Origin of the sequence: Chryseobacterium sp. NFX27 (genome assembly GCF_049887855.1) — a bacterium.
GTDB lineage: Bacteria > Bacteroidota > Bacteroidia > Flavobacteriales > Weeksellaceae > Chryseobacterium.
In genome coordinates this window covers 1-16,935 of sequence record NZ_JAGEKK010000004.1, presented here as the reverse complement: position 1 = coordinate 16,935, position 16,935 = coordinate 1, and the positions used below count along the sequence as shown (strand labels likewise).

The window sequence follows — 16,935 nt, the reverse complement described above, 5'->3', positions numbered from 1 at the left end:
TAACAGTTAAGAACAAAAAAGTAATGAATAGGATATTTTTGATTAATGTAGTACTACTATTTCCAGCCAAAATTTTCGCGCAGGAAAATGCTGTTCACGAAGTGAAAAATCCACCCATAGTGGTCGAAATTTTACCGGGAACAAGTGGATATGCTGCGCAAATGACAGTTAATAAATCATTTCGGAACTTTTCTAAATTCGGTATTTTCAGTGTCACCAATTTTTCTTCGAAATGGAGCGAGACCTATTCAAAAGATATGATGAATCAGATTCATCTCACTTATCAGTTTGCCAAAGGGCTAAAGGTTTTAGCAGGAACACATTATACACCTAATTCGGGGTTGCGTCCAAATACAGCGCTTTCATATACTTATTCCTCCCGAACACTTATGTTTTCCCTGGTGCCAAGGATTGACTTGTCTAAAAATAGTAATTGGGAAGGATTTGCTATGCTGGAATATAAGCCGCAATTGAATCAGCACTGGAATATTTACACCCGGGCACAAGGCCTGTATTGTGCAACGGTGAAAAATGGAGATCATGCAAGAAGTTATCTGATGCTCAGGGCAGGATTGAGTTATAAAGATTTTCGTTTTGGTTTAGGAGCCAATTGGGATGCATATGGACCCGATAAAACAAGCAAAGAGAATTACGGAATTTTTATAGCTTCCAACGTCTTCAATTAAAAATGATCAGTAACCAAAAAACATCTGCATTATTATTTCCAGCGAAATATGGTCATCAATTGATGCATAGGGGGCGGATTATCAATTGTTTCAGATGCTGCTATAGATACAATTTCAATAGGGTCACAATTAAATATTCAAAATAATGAAACACATAATTTTTAAAACTTACAACACATTCACCGGAATCATATTACGAGTTACACTGGGTCTTATTTTTCTGCCACACGGCTTGCAAAAAACAGTAGGAATATATGGAGGCGCGGGATTTAACGGGACGATAAAAATCTTTACCGAGCAGTTGCATCTTCCAGCAATTATAGCATTCGCCGTCATTATGATAGAATTTTGTGGAGCAGTTTGCCTTTTGTTGGGACTGACTACACGATTCTGGGCAACTGCTTACGTAGGTTTATTGCTTGGCATTATGGTCACAACACATTTGGGAAATGGTTTTTTTATGAACTGGTTTGGAAACCAAAAAGGGGAAGGCTGCCAGTTTGATTTATTAGCAATAGGAATAGCAGTCGCTTTAATTGTGGAAGGCGGGGGCAAATATTCAATGGACACACATATATATCGTAAAATATTTTTAAGATCAAAATAAAGTACATATGGACTTGAACATACAATCATATTTTGAAAAGATTAAATTTCAAAATATTGCCAAGCCAAATTATGAAACACTGTCGCAACTGGTAAAATTGCAAACGCGGTTTATTCCATTTGAAAATGTGGATGCGTTTACTGGCACATCACCATCCCTGCAAATAGAGGATATTTTTGAAAAATTAGTTTATCAACAGCGTGGAGGGTATTGTTATGAGCAAAATCTACTGCTTAATTATGTATTGGAAACTATAGGGTTTCAAAGGAAAATACTTTTAGCACGAGTGCTATGGAAAAAAGAAGACAGCGCCTTGCCACCAAAAACCCATGCTTTTATCATTGTCAGTCTGGATGGTAGAGATTATTTAGTGGATGCTGGTTTCGGGGTGACCACACCCGATTTTCCCGTATCCTTAATTAGCGATGACGAAAATATAAATTCTAAAAGCGGGTACCGAATTGTGAGAAAGGAAACCTTTTCTACACTTGAATACTGGAATAAGGATTGGCTCCGGATGTACAGTTTTGAAATTGAGCAAAGTAATGTACAGGACCTGGAAGTTGCTAACTGGTATGTGTCAACAAATCCTCAATCGGGTTTTGTTAAAAATCTAATTATTACAAGAAGAAGTGAAAACGGAATTTATACCCTTGAGAATAATCAATTTAAACACAAAAGACAGGACGGTGTCATTATCACTAAATTATTGGGCGATCCTGAAAAATTAATTTACACACTACGGAAAACTTTCAATATTCAGATCGAGAAAGCAGAAACTTCCGATGTTTTAATCCGTAGAATATTTGGTACAGACTAGTCAATCATCAATAATTATTCATCCATTTAAATTAAGTAAAATGAATTATACATTACAACCGTTGCCTTATGAAATAAGTGCCTTAGAGCCCATTATCGATACGAAAACGATGGATATCCACTTCAATAAACACCATAGAACCTATGTGGATAATTTAAACAAAGCCTTAAATGAAATAAGAATTGAAGATATTTCTTTAGAAAACTTACTCAATAGTATTTCCAAATATCCTGTTGCTGTGCACAATAATGCAGGAGGACATTATAACCATATATTGTTTTGGGAAAGTCTATCACCTGTGAATACACCGTTGTCAGAAAGTTTGTCTAAAGCCATTAACAATCAGTTTGGTAGTTTGGAAAACCTTAAAAAAGAAGTGAATGAAGCCGGTCTAAAACGTTTTGGAAGTGGCTGGGTTTGGTTGATCATCAAAGATGGTGCACTGAGCATTATTTCTACAGCAAACCAAGACAATCCGCTGATGGATACCGCTGAAATCAAAGGTGTTCCCATTTTAGGTATCGATGTTTGGGAACACGCTTATTATTTGAAGTATCAGAATAAAAGAGTGGATTATCTTGAAAATATTTGGAGAATCATTAATTGGAAGGAGGTTTCTTCGCGTTACCAATCTGAGCTGGACAAAATTTAATTTTGAAGTAATCAGGGAGAAAATTAGCTTGCCATAGGTAGGAACATCTCCTTGTATCCAAATTTGAAAGCAAAAAACAAGGAAAATTTAAGAAAAGATGTTTTATAGAAAAATAGTGATAACTGAATTTGGTACCCCAGAGGTACTGCAAATAGTAACGCGCAATAATTTGCCGGAACCAATGCCGGGGCAAGTTAGAATTAAAGTATTGGCAACTAGTGTTAACTTTACAGACACCCTTATCCGACGTGGAATTTATCCATCTGTAAGAAAAGGAAATTTACCGTTAACGCCGGGCTATGACTTGGTAGGAACTGTAGATGCTTTGGGAAAAGATGTGGAAAACATAAAGATAGGACAAAAAGTTGCGCAATTAACGGTTACTGGTGCATACACTGAGTATATTTGTTTGGACGCAAAGACACTGGTTTCGGTTCCTGATGGTATAACGGATGAGCAGGCGATAAGTCTTGTCCTTACATATGTTGCGGCTTATCAGCTTTTACATAGATTAGCAAAAGTACAATTCGGGCAGACTATTTTTATTCACGCTGTTGGTGGGGCAGTGGGGCAGGCATTGGTTCAGCTGGGACTTTTGATGAATTTAAAGATGTATGGTACAGCATCCCTACATCGTGACTTGACTCTGAAAAATTCAGGAGTGCAACTCATTGATTACAAAACAGAAGACTTTGAACAGATTCTAAAGGAGAGAGAACCGCAGGGAGTAGATGCCGTTTTTGACCCTATTGGCGGGATACAGCTTCAAAAGTCATTTCGTATCTTGAACAAAAATGGTACGCTGGTCGATTTTGGTTTTCAGGGAATATCACAAGGAAAAAAAGGTAGTGTCTATTTCGATTTTATCAAAGTCTTGATATGGAATATCTTGCCATGGTTTCCAAACGCAGAGTTTTACGACATCACAGCATACAAAAAAAGGCATTCTAATTTTTTTAAGGAAGATTTGAAAACTCTTTTTCAATTATTAAAAGATGGAAAGATAAAGCCCGATATTTCTAATATCGTTAGTTTGGAAGGGGTTCAGGAAGCGCACCGTTTAGTAGAGCAGGGAAAAACTTTCGGCAAAATTATACTCAAGCCTTCGAATAATCAATAATTAAATTAATTGTTCCAAGAATAGACTTGAAAATTTCTAGCAAGTGGCTTTTTCTCCGATGAGCTCTCTATGTTAAAGAAAACTCCCAAATAGAAAAAGTAATTTGGGAGTTTACAATATACGTAACTTGAGTACTCACTGAGAGAAACAGGTTATTTTAAACGAGATTATGTATTTAAAAACATTTCCCTTAGGGAGTCAAGCCTTCTTGTTATTTCCCTTAACTGTTCTTGTGGGTTTATATTTCCATTTGGAATATTTTTTTGACTTAAGTAAGTAACTTCCTGTTGAAGCTTTAGTAAAAGTTGCATGGGGCTTTCGTTGCTCTGACTATTGTCAATCTTGTTTAGCTTCTATTTCAATTGTTGCATTTCTAAACTTACTGATTCTTGCTCTGTGATTGCATATTCCTCAGTTTGCTTCACAGAGTAGTGCCCCATCATCTCCTTCACAATATGAAGAGGAACCCCATTTTTAAGAGTGACAGTACTGCCAAATATGGGTATTCAAATTATCAGACAAGAGAAATATTTTTTAAAAAGTTTAGTGAAACTCTTATTAGTACTGCAAATTTAAAAAGAAACACATTTTAAATGTATAACAAAAAGCGGTGAGAAATGTCACTTTTTAGCACTCATATGAAATTATCTCTGTCACTTCTTTTATGAGCCATCGGCATGAGCATCGCTCCACTAATCAAAGTTTTCTATTTCATATGAAACATATGCAACATTCCCCCATTGGTATATCTCATCAAGCATAGGCATTGTTGTCTGACCAAGTGTTGTCGTTTTATATTCAACAGTAGGAGGTACGGTCGTAAATATTTCTCTTTCAAGAACTTTAAAACGTTTCGGACCTTTATTAAGTAATGCATTAAGTATTCTAAGTTTGTATTTTCTGCTTAATAAACTTACAGCATGATTGACTGGGCATAAATTTTTTTCGTTAATTTTTGTTTTTAAATTGCTCATTATCAGTATTACTTCATTTTATTTTACTATAAAGATAAACTGATCTCATAATAAACTTTCGATTGTAGGGTTAGCAGTCATAGCGTTTACCTGTGGTGATATGCAATGGTAAAACATTGAACTAACCTGCTCCAAGCCTCAAAAAATATGGGATAATCTATTATAGATAATCTTGTTAGCCACACCTTCTAGATTCTTGAACTTTCCTCTGGTATTCACATTATAATTAAGATTACTTAAATGATGAGGAGGACTACTTTGTGTGTAAATAAAAGCGACAATACACATTTTAAGAAAACAGCCCTCATAATATAAGAAGGCTGTCCAAAACACAAATTGCGTAAAGTACGCTATGAAAAAAATTATTCAGTTTCTTGAGCTAAGTCTAGCTTTTTCCATTTGGCAACAGTATTTCTACTGAGTTTATATTTTTGAGCAACTTGGGTATTATTTAATTGATGTTTGTTCTGATAATCTAATATTTGTTGTACTGATTGTTTATCATAAGAACGATTGGAGTTGCTAACTTTGTTAGGACAAAATTGTTATACTTTTTGTCTCTGAGAGTTTGAAAAAGATCAGAAAAATTACAATTTAATAACTTGGTAAAACAGTCATTTGCTTGGTATATAATTCTCTTAATTTTGTATCTACTCAAATATAGCAACTCCACACATTAGCTGCTTACTTATTGCTTGCTTAAAATTACTTCTTTAGATCCAAGCTTAATTTTATTGGCAATGACATAGCTCGGTACTGAGGTTTCTGGTGCATTTGTTTCGGCCAAAGCTTTACTCGCTAATTTGTCTTTAAGTGTAGACTTGGCTTTAGTACTCAATTTATCTGTCAGTTTGGTTACTTTAAAGTCGTCGACAAAAAGTGTTAAGTTAACAGAATGAATGCTAATTAACCTTTTCGAGGTGAACTCATCATTACTGGCAAACGTTTTATTACTTGCATCAACAAAATAAGAGCCTTGTCCTTCGATTCTCTGTTCGGAGAAGACTTTGCTTGTTAAAGTGCATAAGTTAACATTATCTATATATTCAGTTATATAGCCCTGTCTTTTCAGTATCCCTGCGTAAAATAAAGCCTGAGTCTGTATATCCGCGTCACTGGCGAAGCTCGGCGCCTTATAATCTAAAACATCCTCTAAAATAACTTCCAGCATGTAGTTTACAGCAACATTTACATTGATGATCGATAAGTACTTAGCTGATGATATGTTTGATTTGCTTACCATGGTACTAAACATAATGTTATTGTTGTAAATTGGTTCTATCTTTTTCAGTTGGTCTGATTTTAGGATCGGTATGTATTCAAAATCATCTTTTTTACCTTCCTTGTAATAGATGATAGAGCCAATAAGTTGTTCAGGTTTAATATTCGTATTGAATGTAATAAACGTTGAATTTTTAAATGCATTCTCTGCTTTTGTTAGTTCTTGAGTAAATGCAATACCATAAATGGAGAGAAAGACTAGGGTGAGTGAAGTTCTTTTCATGAGTTTTTAGCTAATTTAGTTTAACCATAAATATACAGAAAAAAATGGAGTTGCTAACTTTGTTAGGACAAAATTCTTATACTTAACTTTAAGATTATGAACAAGATCAGAAAAATTCAGGCGGTATTATTAAGTGAGTAGCGAGGCAATGTATCCTTAGTAGCTCAAGAATTGGGATTTGCAAAGAAAGTTTAGTCAATTGGAGAAAGCTTCACAAAGAATGTAAACCAACGAAGGAAAACAAATTTCCTATGATTCCATAAGAAAAGAGCTTGAGACTTCGAAAAAGAAACAAAGCTAGAACGTGACATCTTAAAAAGGCGGTATGGGAATGCTTCAGATATTTATTTTGGTTGAAAATACAACGAAATATTTAGAATTATTTTTTGACGAAATGCTTGCTGAAAAGTAATAAATATATTATCATGAATGTCGTCTCTTCTTTTAGAGTCATTTAAAGATTTTCTTAGAGCCAAAAATTCAGATATAAACTGCTTATTTTTGCCCCTCAAAAATTTTATTTACCTTTGTTTTGTGTAAGTTAGATGAATTAGAGAGCTAATTTGTCGTTTCTTTGCGATGGTTTGGGATGTTATGATGCTTTTAGTTCCCTATTTCTTCCTCATTTTGGTTAACTAATTAATAATCAAATAGCTTGAAGTTCTGTATTGGAAAGTAAGTGATGATATGTTAGCTTTAAGAAGGAGACTTAAGGATCAAAAATCTAATTGAGTTAAAATACTGGTACTATTATCATTGGGGAAATTGTTGATAAATTTAAGCATATAATCATTAATGAACATTGTTCAAAAAATATTTATATATTTGCATCTTAAAATAATTTTATGAGCATCAGCGAAAGAAAACAAAAGGAAAAGGAAGCACTAAGGCTCCTGATCCTAAACGGAGCTAAAAAGCTTTTCGTTGAAAGAGGCATAGAATATACCACGATCAGAAACATAGCAGATGAGATCAATTATAGTGTTGGTACGGTCTATGTCTATTTCAAAGATAAAAATGCAATCTTTCACGATCTGCATTCGATCGGATTTCAGGAGTTGGGGCAGTACTTCAATGAACTTTTTGCTATAGAAGACCCAATGAAGCGGTTAAAAAAAATGGGATCAGTCTATATTAAGTTTGCCCTAGAAAATTCTGAGATGTATGATCTGATGTTCAACCTGAGAGCGCCAATGGATTATCTGGAAACACAAAAAAACAAGCTGTGGTCGGAAGGAAATGAAACATTCGGTTATGTTAAGAAAACGGTGGAACAGTGTATGCTTAATGGGCATTTCAAGGAACATAATTCTGAAGCCTTAGCTTTTATGATCTGGAGTTTGGTACACGGAATGTGCTGCCTGGAAATTCGGCAGCGAACAAAAGGTGTAAAATTCAGCAGCCCTGATACCATAATGTCTGAGGGCTACAACGAATTTTTAAAAATATTGGAAAGACTCTGAGTTTTTTTGTCTTAAAAAATGAACAATGTTCAAATTAAAAACAATGTATATTAATGAAAAAGTTATCACTCGTATTGTTGCTTTGCTTTGGAATATTAGGATATTCCCAAAGTCATCTGGATCGTTACATCAAAGCCGGTCTGGAAAATAATGAAATCATCAAACAGAAAAAATTCGATATCAACAAAAGCTTATATACTTTGCAGGAAGCGAAATCACTGTTTTATCCCTCTGTTGGTCTGGTTGCAAACTATACCATAGCCGATGGAGGCAGAACTATCGATATTCCGATCGGCGATATGCTGAATCCTGTATACAGCACGTTGAATCAGATCACAAATTCCAATTCTTTTCCATCATTGCAAAATCAGTCAGTTTTGATCAATCCAAATAATTTTTACGATGTGAAGATCCACACGACAATGCCACTGTTGAACTACGAAATTATGTACAACAAAAAGATCAAGTCACAGCAAACTACCGTACAAAGGATCGAACTGGAAATTTACCGTCGGGAATTGGTTAAGGAAATTAAAATTGCTTACTATAAATATCTACAGTCAATGGAAGGGATCAGGATCTACGAAAATGCTATGTCCATAGTCAAGGAAAATCAAAGAGTGAACAGGTCGCTTTATAAAAATGACAAGATCAACCGCACAGCCGTACTCCGAAGTGATAATGAAGTGACAAGAATTGAAGCCAACCTTCAGACCGCTGTTAATACATCTAAAAACGCTAAATCCTATTTTAATTTTCTCTTAAATAAAGAACTAGATTCTGACATTGAAATCGATCAAGATATGCAAGTACCAAATGAAATACTTTCAGAAAATACTGAAAACATGGAAGAATTGCAGAAACTGAATCAGGCGAAAGAGCTCAACGATAATGTTTTTAAGATGACCAAATCCAACTGGTATCCGAAATTAAGCGGATTTGCAGATTTCGGATTTCAGGATTTTGATTTCAAGGTCGACAAATCGTCACGCTATTATTTCGCAGGTTTGAGTCTGGAATGGAACATCTTCTCCGGCAATAAAAACAAGTATAAGATGAAGCAGGTGGATGAGGACAGTAAGAAGATCAGTTCCCAGATTGATAATGTAAAACAGCAGCTGCTGTTACAGTTTCAGGTTTCCCAAAATAATTTGAAATCAGCTTTGGATCAGTATCATTCAGATACCAAACAGAAAGAGACGGCTAAAAAGTACAATGATGATGTGACCAGATTATACAAAGAAGGGATGGCAATTTACATCGAATTACTGGATGCCCAGAACCAACTGGTTAACACACAGCTCAATGCCAACATCGCCCTCTTTAATTCCTGGATTGCTTTTGCCGAACTGGAAAGAGCCAACGCAACTTTCAACCTAACTAAAAATTAATCATTATGAATAAAAAAATAACAATATTTCTGCTTTCAGTCTTATTGACGACATCCTGCAAAGAAAAAAAAAAAGAATCAAAACATTTTGAAACGGCTGACGTGATCGCCGTAAAAACAGCGGCAGTGGAATCCTTGGCTCTGGGCTCCAATATCAATGCATCAGGTCTGGTGACAACAGAGAATGAAACTACCTATTCTTTTAAGATCGGTGGAGTGGTGAGAGGTGTTTTTGTCGAGGAAGGCCAGTTTTTCAGAAAAGGGCAGCTCCTGGCAACTCTGGATGAGACGGAGATACGTGCCGGTCTGAATCAATCTGACTTAAATGTTCAAAAGAATGAGCGTGACTATAAAAGAGCCACAAACTTATACAAAGACAGTGTATATACTTTGGAACAGGTTCAGAACACCAGAACAGGTCTGGACATTGCCCGAAGACAGAAAGATGCTGTTGCTTTCAACGCAAGATATGCAAAAATATATGCGACAGCTGATGGTTTCGTTTCCCAAAAAGTAGCAAACAAAGGGGAAATTGTGGGTCCGGGTTCGCCAGTTTTACTGATCAATGAGACGTCGCACAATAACAATTATTTATTGAAAGTAGGATTGACAGATACCGAATGGGCCTCTGTAAAGATCGGGCAAAAAGCGATGGTGACTCTTGATGGCTATCCGGATAAAAAATTTGAATCTTTCGTTTTCAGGAAATCACAGGCAGCAGATAGGGCTATCGGTTCTTTTCAGGTCGAACTAAAACTGATAATGAATGACAGCAAACCCGCCGTAGGAATGTTCGGAAAAGCTGATATTAAGACCGATCAGTCTGAAGATTTGATTGTTATTCCTTACAATTCTTTGCTTGAAGCAGATGGAAACAAAGCATTTGTCTACGTCATTGCAAACAATAAGGTCAAGAAAAGACCTGTGACGATTGCCAGATTCGAAAATGATAAAGTTTTTGTAAAAGACGGGCTTCAGAAAGGCGACAAGATCGCGATCTCCAACAGTGCTTATCTCAATGAGCAGTCAACCATCAAAATAATTAAATAGAATCCGATGAAGATAACAAATTTTGCCGTTAAAAACTATCAGTTTACCCTGATCATATTTCTTCTTGTTGCGGTTGTCGGTCTGTTAACGCTTTTCACAATGCCGAGATCTGAAGATCCATCGACGCATCCACCACAATATCTGATTACGGTCATCTATCCCGGGACAAGTCCTAAAGATATGGAAGAGCAGGTTGTAAAACCAATCGAAAACAAAATTTACGGTCTTGAAAATATTGATAAAATACTGACAACTGTAGAAGACGGTGTTGCCGCTTTTCAGGTAAAATTTAAATATGGGGTAGATGTAGATAACAAATATCAGGAAATTTCAACCGAAATCAATGCCTTGAAAAACAGTGAACTTCCCAAAGATATTTATCAGATCAAAACAGAAAAAATATCCTCGGCCGATGTGAAAATTCTGCAGGTGGCATTGGTTTCTGAAACGGTTTCTGAAAAAAAACTCCACGACGAGGCTGACAAGCTTAAAACAAAATTAGAGAAAATCACCAATCTCAAAAATGTGATCTACTCCGGTATTCCCGAACAGGAAATCAGAGTCGATCTGAAGCTGGATAAGCTGGCTCAATTGAGAATCCCACTGAATTTGGTGATGGGAAGCTTACAAAGTGAAGCAGCCGATATTCCGGGAGGAAGCATCGATATGGGCACCAAGGTTTTCAACGTGAAAACCAGTGGTAAGTTTAAAAATGAGGAGGATGTTGCCAACACGGTCATCTACAATGCCAATGGGAAAATCGTCTATATGAAAGACGTTGCTGAGGTCGGGTACAAATCTCAGACAGTGGATCACATCACAAGGATCAATGGACACCGTTGCGTTCTGGTCAGTGCAGGAATGAAGGATAATGTCAATATAACCGATGTTCAGAAAGAATTTGAGCCTATACTCGAAGAATTCTCAAAAGATCTTCCTGAAAATATCAAACTGGTTAAGAATTTCGACCAGGCAAATATGGTCTCTCAGCGACTCGGGCATTTAGGTGTGGATTTCGGGTTGGCCATTATTTTGGTTATCATCACGTTACTACCGTTAGGTTCAAGAGCATCAATCATTGTGATGATCTCTATTCCTTTGTCATTGGCATTGGGACTAATAGCGATGAATGCATTGGGATTTTCACTGAATCAGTTAAGCATCGTCGGATTGGTTGTGGCTTTGGGATTGTTGGTCGATGACAGTATCGTGGTCGTCGAAAATATTGAACGTTGGCTTCGTGAAGGTCATTCTAAAAAAGATGCGGTTCTTAAAGGGACTAAGCAGATCGGTTTGGCGGTTGTAGGATGTACGGCAACATTAATTATTGCGTTTTTGCCATTGGCATTTCTTCCTGATATTGCAGGAGAATTTATTCGAAGTCTTCCTGTAGCGGTAATGACGAGTGTTTTGGCCTCAATGCTGGTGGCGCTTACATTGGTTCCTTTTCTGGGCAGTAAGTTCCTGAAGACCCACGATAACGAAGGCGGAAATATTTTTCTGCAGTACCTTCAGAAATTCCTGACCAACAGTTATAAAAGGATTATGCCTAAAGCTTTGAAATATCCTAAAATGACGATCGGGATTTCACTGGCATTAAGTGTTCTGGCATTCGGACTGTTCGGTTTGGCAGGGTTTAAATTATTCCCGACCTCAGAAAAACCGATGTTCCTGATCAATATTAAGACACCGCTTCAATCCAATATTTCGGAAAGTGACCGTGTGGCGAAGATCGTTGAATCTGAATTAAAAAGTCACAAGGAAATTGCCTATTACACTACGAATGTTGGAAAGGGAAATCCACAGATCTATTATAACGTCCATCCACAAGATAGGAAACCGGACTTTGCGCAGATCTTTGTTCAGCTGGACGACGAGGCAAAACCTGAGATCAAAACAGCATTGATCGAAACGTTGAGAGAGAAATTTAAGACGATGCCTTACGCCAAAGTGGAGGTAAAAGATTTCGAGCAGGGTACTCCTATAGAAGCAAATATCGTGGTCCGTCTGTTTGGTGAAGACCCCTCCGTTTTGAGACAACTGTCTTCCCAGGTAGAAAATATTCTGAGAAAGCAGGAAGGAACAGTATATATCAACAATGAGCTTAATACCTACAAGACCGATGTGAAAATAAGGATTAATAAGGAAAAAGCGAGAACGCTCGGAGTACTGACGAGCGAAGTTGATAAAGTGATCCGTCTGGCCGTTGCCGGGCTTCCCGTCGGTGATTATATTGATGACCGTGGCGACGCCAGAACGGTAACTCTGACTTTGCCCAGAGAAAAATTCGCTAATCTGGATGCTTTGAAAAATCTTTATGTCAATAATGTTCAAGGAGCCCCCATTGCGCTCAATGAGATCGCGACCGTTTCGTTTGAAACTTCTCCGACAGCAATCAATCATTTTAATAAATCCAGATTTGCCAAAGTGTCTGCAATGTCAGCAAAAGGATACTATGCCAACGATCTGTTGGTAGACATCATACCACAATTGGACAAGTTGAAAATGCCAAAAGGTTATTATTACAAACTGTCCGGCGAGAAAGAATCTGAGGGCGATGCTTTGGGCGGAAATTTTATTTCGGTCATTATTTTGAGCACTTTTCTTTTTATCGCAGTGTTGTTGCTTCAGTTTAAAACTTTCAAAGGAATCATCATTGTCCTTTCAATCATTCCATTGGGAATTTTGGGTGGTGTGATATTGTTGCTGATTGATGGAAGCCCAATGTCCCTGGTTGCCATTATCGGATTCATTGGACTGTCCGGAATTCAGGTTAAAAACTCCCTTCTTTTGGTTGATTTCACGAATCAGCTCAGATTGGAAGGCAAATCAATTGATGAGGCGATTGCAATCGCTGGAGAGACTCGTTTTCTTCCGGTAGTATTAACATCAATTACAGCGATTTGCGGATTGATTCCTTTAGCTTTAAACTCCAATCCTTTGATTGCTCCATTAGCCATAGTATTGATTGGCGGACTCATTAGTTCAACGATTCTCTCAAGAATTGTGACGCCGGTGATGTATAAACTGATCCCGCCAAGTCTCGATATTGAAAAAGAAGAAGAACATTAAAGCAGAATAAAATGATAGAATGTATTTAACCGAAGCATTCCTAATGTGCTTTTGTGTTAGACATTCCTACTTATGTGTTAACCATGTTTTTTTTATCAGCCTACTTTTGTATTAGGATTATTAAATTTTATTTTAAATATATTTGTTTAGCATACACCTTTTCGAATATGCATACATAGCTCAATAAAGAATTCGTTAGAAGCAATTAGCAAAGGAAGTTTTCAGACTTTAGTAACCATTTATTATACTTGGAAGTCAACAAATTATTGATGCTCCTGGTGCTGTTGTTGAAAAAGAAAAACAAGTAACTGCGGACCAGAAAAAGTACTATATTGCTCATTGAAGCACAAATACAAATGGGAACTAACAACATAAATGATTAAAATGGGAAAATTAATTATAGCAAGTTTATTTTTATTGTCAAACCTAAGTGGCTGTCAGCAAAAGCACTCAGTAGCTTCAACGATGGGAAATCAAGATAAGGATATAGATCAGAAAATGCTCGATATTTATAAGCAGGTAAAAATATATGATTATAGCCCATTATATGAGGTGGAATTCAGCCATGATGCATGTGGTTATGAAATTTTAATTAATGATATACCATTGCATCGCTATCTATTTTTAGGCAGTACCAATTTGCAACGACTTCCAATCAATGATCATATACTGAGAAGTGGGCGGCAGGAAATTACGATTCGTCTGTTTCCTCCTCAACTTTCCAATAAAAGCTGGTCACCGACATTTGTTGAAGCTTCTAAGTTTAACATCAAGGTATTACATAGGAAAGCTGATGGATCTTTGGACGACTATAAACAGGTTTTTGAATTTAGTACTTCCAATAAACGAGGAACTGAAAACTTCCTGGCCAGCGGACAAAAAGTATTTGAATTTAAAGGAAATTTTGTTGCCGATGTCCCATATCAGTTAGAAGGATGGCACAATTCTCAAGACCTTAGTCGAGAGAATAAGGATGAGTTACTTAAAGAGGCTGTTGCTGCCTATAAAAGTTTTAGAAATATACTGATAAAAAAAGATGTACGCGCCTATGCTTCGTTGATGTATGATAAAGAAGTAGAATTGGCAAAAGCTTACTATTGGAACACCCCCGCAGATTCTAAACAACGGTGGGATGAAATGAGTGGTACAGTGCGCGAAAAGAGAGAAATTTTGCCTATAAAAAGTTTTAAGATGGTGCTATATGGTGACGGAAAAGTGCTGGCACTGCAGCCGACAAGTTTATTGTATAAAGATTACCTATCTGCCATTCATGCCCAGACAGAAAGCGAAGACATTCAAGTTTCGTTTCTACTCCATAAAAAGGTAGGCAGTAATAAACTAACGGCAATCCGGTAATGGTTGGTGAGATTGGCTGGAAAAGAGGAACTGATGTTTTAACAAATGTCAAATGTCAAAAGAATACCTGCTGCTCATTTCAACAGTGGATTGCTTCGATCATTAACAATTTATTGAAGTGGATAGTACATAATAGGAGTATGTTGTAAAGGGGGTATATTGTGTGCTATAACAATAGATTCGCTACAAATTAAGAGAGGGTTTTCTTAGCCATAGAAGATACCGGAAATAAAAAGAGGAGACCTTTTGGGTCTCCCTTTCCGTATATCTAAAAGCCTATTGCTGGTAGGTTGCTCCCCAGCAGAGCCTACTTCCTCTTGAGCTTTGAAACTAAATTAATATTTTTTTGTTTTATATAACTTAAGTAAGTATAATTTCTGGGCAATATTACTTCATTCGAGTCCCAAAATTTTGCTGTACATCAGGCTGAATAGGGATAAGATGTTCCAACGACTGTAATTTTTCCCAAGGCGTTTTTCCATTCAAAGAAGAGTGCGGTCTTTTCTTATTGTAAAACTCCTGCCATTCAAAAGCTAAAGCATTTAAATCAAGATCTGAATCAGATAAATCCACTAGCGACCAGAATTCGGATTTGTCAGTCTGTTGGGTTCTTTCTACTTTACCATTTAAATGAGGGGATCTGGGCTTGATGGGTCTGTATTTGATAAAATGTTCATGTAGCTCATATTGAAAGGAATAATTAAAAAACTCCGTTCCCCAATCAGTTTGAATATGCTGTATAGGAAAATAGAATGTATCCAAAATTTCACCTAAAAAATGTATTGTACTTTCTGCTTTTTTATTAGAGTAGATCCTAATAACTTTCATTCTTGTACAGTCATCAATAGCTGTAAATTGATAGGCTTTATTTCTGATTTTAGTAACATCCAGCTGAACTCTATCCCCTGGAACTTCTTTGCTGTATCTTTTGTAATCAGATTTTTTACGCCTTTGAATACAGGATTAACTTTATGTTTAAAGAGTACCCGCCAAACAGTCATTGCAGAAAGCATGATTCCTTTTCGAAGCAGATGAATTGAGATTCTTGCTGCTCCCCATCTTTTTTTCTCTCTTAAATCAAGGATAATAGATTCAGTTTCTTTTGTAACCTTAGTATTAGTAAGGGTTTAGGACGTCTTGACTTGTCTGACAGTCCTTGTTCTCCTTCTTCTTTATATCTTTTTATCCAACGATAAAGTGTTGATCTTGCAATTCTACAGCGTAAAGCTGTTTTTGTTACAGACCCCAATTCTAAATAGATTTTAAGCCAATCTTTGCGAGCCTTGACTTGCTGTTGCTGTTTATTCATGGATAAAAGTTTTAAACTTTATACCATAAATTTAAGTCATTTTTGTAGCGGATCTATTGATACTTTACAGATTATGTTTTCATCACTTAAAAACAATTATTTCATTAAATAAAAATGGCGCCAACTGTCTTTAGTTGTCGCCTTTGGCAAATTTGTGACCTCGCTGGTAGGCTACCAACACTATTTTTAATGATATTGAAAATATTTTACATTTATGTAGTTGAAAATAAGGTGTTTATTTTTTTTGTTCTTTTTATTTGATTCCTGTTAAGTTATCTTAATGGGATTGTGATTTTGAAAATTTGAATATTTGGTTCGAATCAGTTACGCATCTAACTTCCAAATTATTTTTAGTGTTGGTTATTTGCAAACTCGGAAGTGATTCGGAGATTCTGTAAGGTTGTCAAAAGACACTATACCACAAAGAGTGTAAGTTAAAAAGTTAGGGGTTGGATTTATGATCTTTGTCTTTCTTAATTTACCGAGAAGGTCTTGTAATGTCGTTATTCTTTCGAAATCTCTTTGCTTTTAGTCACTTGAGGTATATAAATCAAATAATCATAACCCTTAATAACTCTTGACAAGTAAACATCATCTAAAATCAGCTTATTTTGTAAAATGGATTTCTTCAAAGGCCTTAGATCAAAACAGTACCATTGATCGTCTTTCACCATATTCAGAAATGATTTGAAACTATTGGAGTCATCCTTGTCTTCTCCTTTTCCGACAAGCATGATGTGCACCGATTTTCTAAAATTGGCCTCTTCAATATTAGAAATTAAGTTGCCAATATCGTAGATATCAGTTTTTGGAGTTGCTAACTTTGTTAGGACACGATTCTTATACTCTTTAACTTTAAGAGTATGAAAAAGATCAGAAAAAATTACAGTCTAGAGTTTAAGATCCAAGCAGTATCTTTAAGTGAGCAGCGA

Annotated in this window: 14 protein-coding genes and 1 pseudogene; 10 read left to right on the top strand and 5 right to left on the bottom strand. The window is 36.2% G+C overall.

What is annotated here, in order from left to right; genetic code table 11:
* Positions 1-23: 23 nt before the first annotated feature.
* From J4Q03_RS05670 to J4Q03_RS05650, 5 genes are all read left to right on the top strand, one after another.
* Entirely contained in the window at positions 24-686 is a 663-nt protein-coding gene (locus J4Q03_RS05670; protein ID WP_426047237.1) for a hypothetical protein, read from the top strand.
* 145 nt (positions 687-831) lie between these two features.
* Positions 832-1,293, top strand: a complete 462-nt coding sequence (locus tag J4Q03_RS05665) for a DoxX family protein (protein WP_426047236.1) — start codon at positions 832-834, stop codon at positions 1,291-1,293.
* 7 nt (positions 1,294-1,300) lie between these two features.
* Positions 1,301-2,113, top strand: coding sequence for an arylamine N-acetyltransferase family protein (locus J4Q03_RS05660; RefSeq protein WP_426047235.1), 813 nt, complete (start codon positions 1,301-1,303; stop codon positions 2,111-2,113).
* Between the two features lie 40 nt (positions 2,114-2,153).
* Positions 2,154-2,765 (top strand): superoxide dismutase, encoded by a 612-nt coding sequence (locus J4Q03_RS05655; RefSeq protein WP_426047234.1) that lies wholly within the window; start codon positions 2,154-2,156, stop codon positions 2,763-2,765.
* Positions 2,766-2,862: 97 nt separating this feature from the next.
* Positions 2,863-3,885 carry a medium chain dehydrogenase/reductase family protein gene (locus J4Q03_RS05650; protein WP_426047233.1) on the top strand — a complete coding sequence of 341 codons (1,023 nt, stop codon included), beginning with the start codon at positions 2,863-2,865 and terminating at the stop codon, positions 3,883-3,885.
* Between the two features lie 167 nt (positions 3,886-4,052).
* Here the strand turns inward: J4Q03_RS05650 and J4Q03_RS05645 are convergent.
* The 3 genes and pseudogenes from J4Q03_RS05645 to J4Q03_RS05635 form a co-directional block, all read right to left on the bottom strand.
* Positions 4,053-4,382: pseudogene (locus J4Q03_RS05645) on the bottom strand (site-specific integrase); the annotation flags it as partial.
* 195 nt (positions 4,383-4,577) lie between these two features.
* Complete coding sequence (locus tag J4Q03_RS05640; protein WP_426047232.1) at positions 4,578-4,859, bottom strand: winged helix-turn-helix transcriptional regulator; 282 nt, start codon at positions 4,857-4,859, stop codon at positions 4,578-4,580.
* 688 nt (positions 4,860-5,547) lie between these two features.
* Complete coding sequence (locus J4Q03_RS05635) at positions 5,548-6,363, bottom strand: hypothetical protein (RefSeq protein WP_426047231.1); 816 nt, start codon at positions 6,361-6,363, stop codon at positions 5,548-5,550.
* A gap of 845 nt (positions 6,364-7,208) precedes the next feature.
* Between J4Q03_RS05635 and J4Q03_RS05630 the strand changes: the two genes are divergently transcribed.
* The 5 genes from J4Q03_RS05630 to J4Q03_RS05610 all read left to right on the top strand — a co-directional run bounded on the left by J4Q03_RS05630 (position 7,209) and on the right by J4Q03_RS05610 (position 14,694).
* On the top strand, positions 7,209-7,826 hold the full coding sequence (locus tag J4Q03_RS05630) for a TetR/AcrR family transcriptional regulator (protein ID WP_426047230.1): 618 nt from the start codon (positions 7,209-7,211) through the stop codon (positions 7,824-7,826).
* A gap of 53 nt (positions 7,827-7,879) precedes the next feature.
* Positions 7,880-9,217 (top strand): TolC family protein, encoded by a 1,338-nt coding sequence (locus tag J4Q03_RS05625; RefSeq protein ID WP_426047229.1) that lies wholly within the window; start codon positions 7,880-7,882, stop codon positions 9,215-9,217.
* 5 nt (positions 9,218-9,222) lie between these two features.
* A complete protein-coding gene (locus J4Q03_RS05620; protein WP_426047228.1) occupies positions 9,223-10,266 on the top strand; it encodes an efflux RND transporter periplasmic adaptor subunit in 1,044 nt (347 codons plus the stop codon).
* Between the two features lie 6 nt (positions 10,267-10,272).
* Entirely contained in the window at positions 10,273-13,338 is a 3,066-nt protein-coding gene (locus J4Q03_RS05615) for an efflux RND transporter permease subunit (RefSeq protein WP_426047227.1), read from the top strand.
* 384 nt (positions 13,339-13,722) lie between these two features.
* A complete protein-coding gene (locus J4Q03_RS05610; protein ID WP_426047226.1) occupies positions 13,723-14,694 on the top strand; it encodes a hypothetical protein in 972 nt (323 codons plus the stop codon).
* Positions 14,695-15,081: 387 nt separating this feature from the next.
* Here the strand turns inward: J4Q03_RS05610 and J4Q03_RS05605 are convergent, their stop codons facing one another.
* Together J4Q03_RS05605 and J4Q03_RS05600 are read right to left on the bottom strand one after the other, a co-directional pair.
* A complete protein-coding gene (locus J4Q03_RS05605) occupies positions 15,082-15,651 on the bottom strand; it encodes an integrase core domain-containing protein (protein WP_426047458.1) in 570 nt (189 codons plus the stop codon).
* Between the two features lie 115 nt (positions 15,652-15,766).
* Positions 15,767-16,003, bottom strand: a complete 237-nt coding sequence (locus J4Q03_RS05600) for a helix-turn-helix domain-containing protein (RefSeq protein WP_426047225.1) — start codon at positions 16,001-16,003, stop codon at positions 15,767-15,769.
* Between the last annotated feature and the right edge of the window lie 932 nt (positions 16,004-16,935).

Coding starts and splice junctions, on each gene's coding strand:
- J4Q03_RS05665 (WP_426047236.1), top strand. CDS start 832: ATGAAACACATAATTTTTAAAACTTACAACACATTCACCGGAATCATA.
- J4Q03_RS05670 (WP_426047237.1), top strand. CDS start 24: ATGAATAGGATATTTTTGATTAATGTAGTACTACTATTTCCAGCCAAA.
- J4Q03_RS05625 (WP_426047229.1), top strand. CDS start 7,880: ATGAAAAAGTTATCACTCGTATTGTTGCTTTGCTTTGGAATATTAGGA.
- J4Q03_RS05655 (WP_426047234.1), top strand. CDS start 2,154: ATGAATTATACATTACAACCGTTGCCTTATGAAATAAGTGCCTTAGAG.
- J4Q03_RS05650 (WP_426047233.1), top strand. CDS start 2,863: ATGTTTTATAGAAAAATAGTGATAACTGAATTTGGTACCCCAGAGGTA.
- J4Q03_RS05640 (WP_426047232.1), bottom strand. CDS start 4,859: ATGAGCAATTTAAAAACAAAAATTAACGAAAAAAATTTATGCCCAGTC.
- J4Q03_RS05600 (WP_426047225.1), bottom strand. CDS start 16,003: ATGAATAAACAGCAACAGCAAGTCAAGGCTCGCAAAGATTGGCTTAAA.
- J4Q03_RS05615 (WP_426047227.1), top strand. CDS start 10,273: ATGAAGATAACAAATTTTGCCGTTAAAAACTATCAGTTTACCCTGATC.
- J4Q03_RS05635 (WP_426047231.1), bottom strand. CDS start 6,363: ATGAAAAGAACTTCACTCACCCTAGTCTTTCTCTCCATTTATGGTATT.
- J4Q03_RS05620 (WP_426047228.1), top strand. CDS start 9,223: ATGAATAAAAAAATAACAATATTTCTGCTTTCAGTCTTATTGACGACA.
- J4Q03_RS05630 (WP_426047230.1), top strand. CDS start 7,209: ATGAGCATCAGCGAAAGAAAACAAAAGGAAAAGGAAGCACTAAGGCTC.
- J4Q03_RS05660 (WP_426047235.1), top strand. CDS start 1,301: ATGGACTTGAACATACAATCATATTTTGAAAAGATTAAATTTCAAAAT.
- J4Q03_RS05610 (WP_426047226.1), top strand. CDS start 13,723: ATGGGAAAATTAATTATAGCAAGTTTATTTTTATTGTCAAACCTAAGT.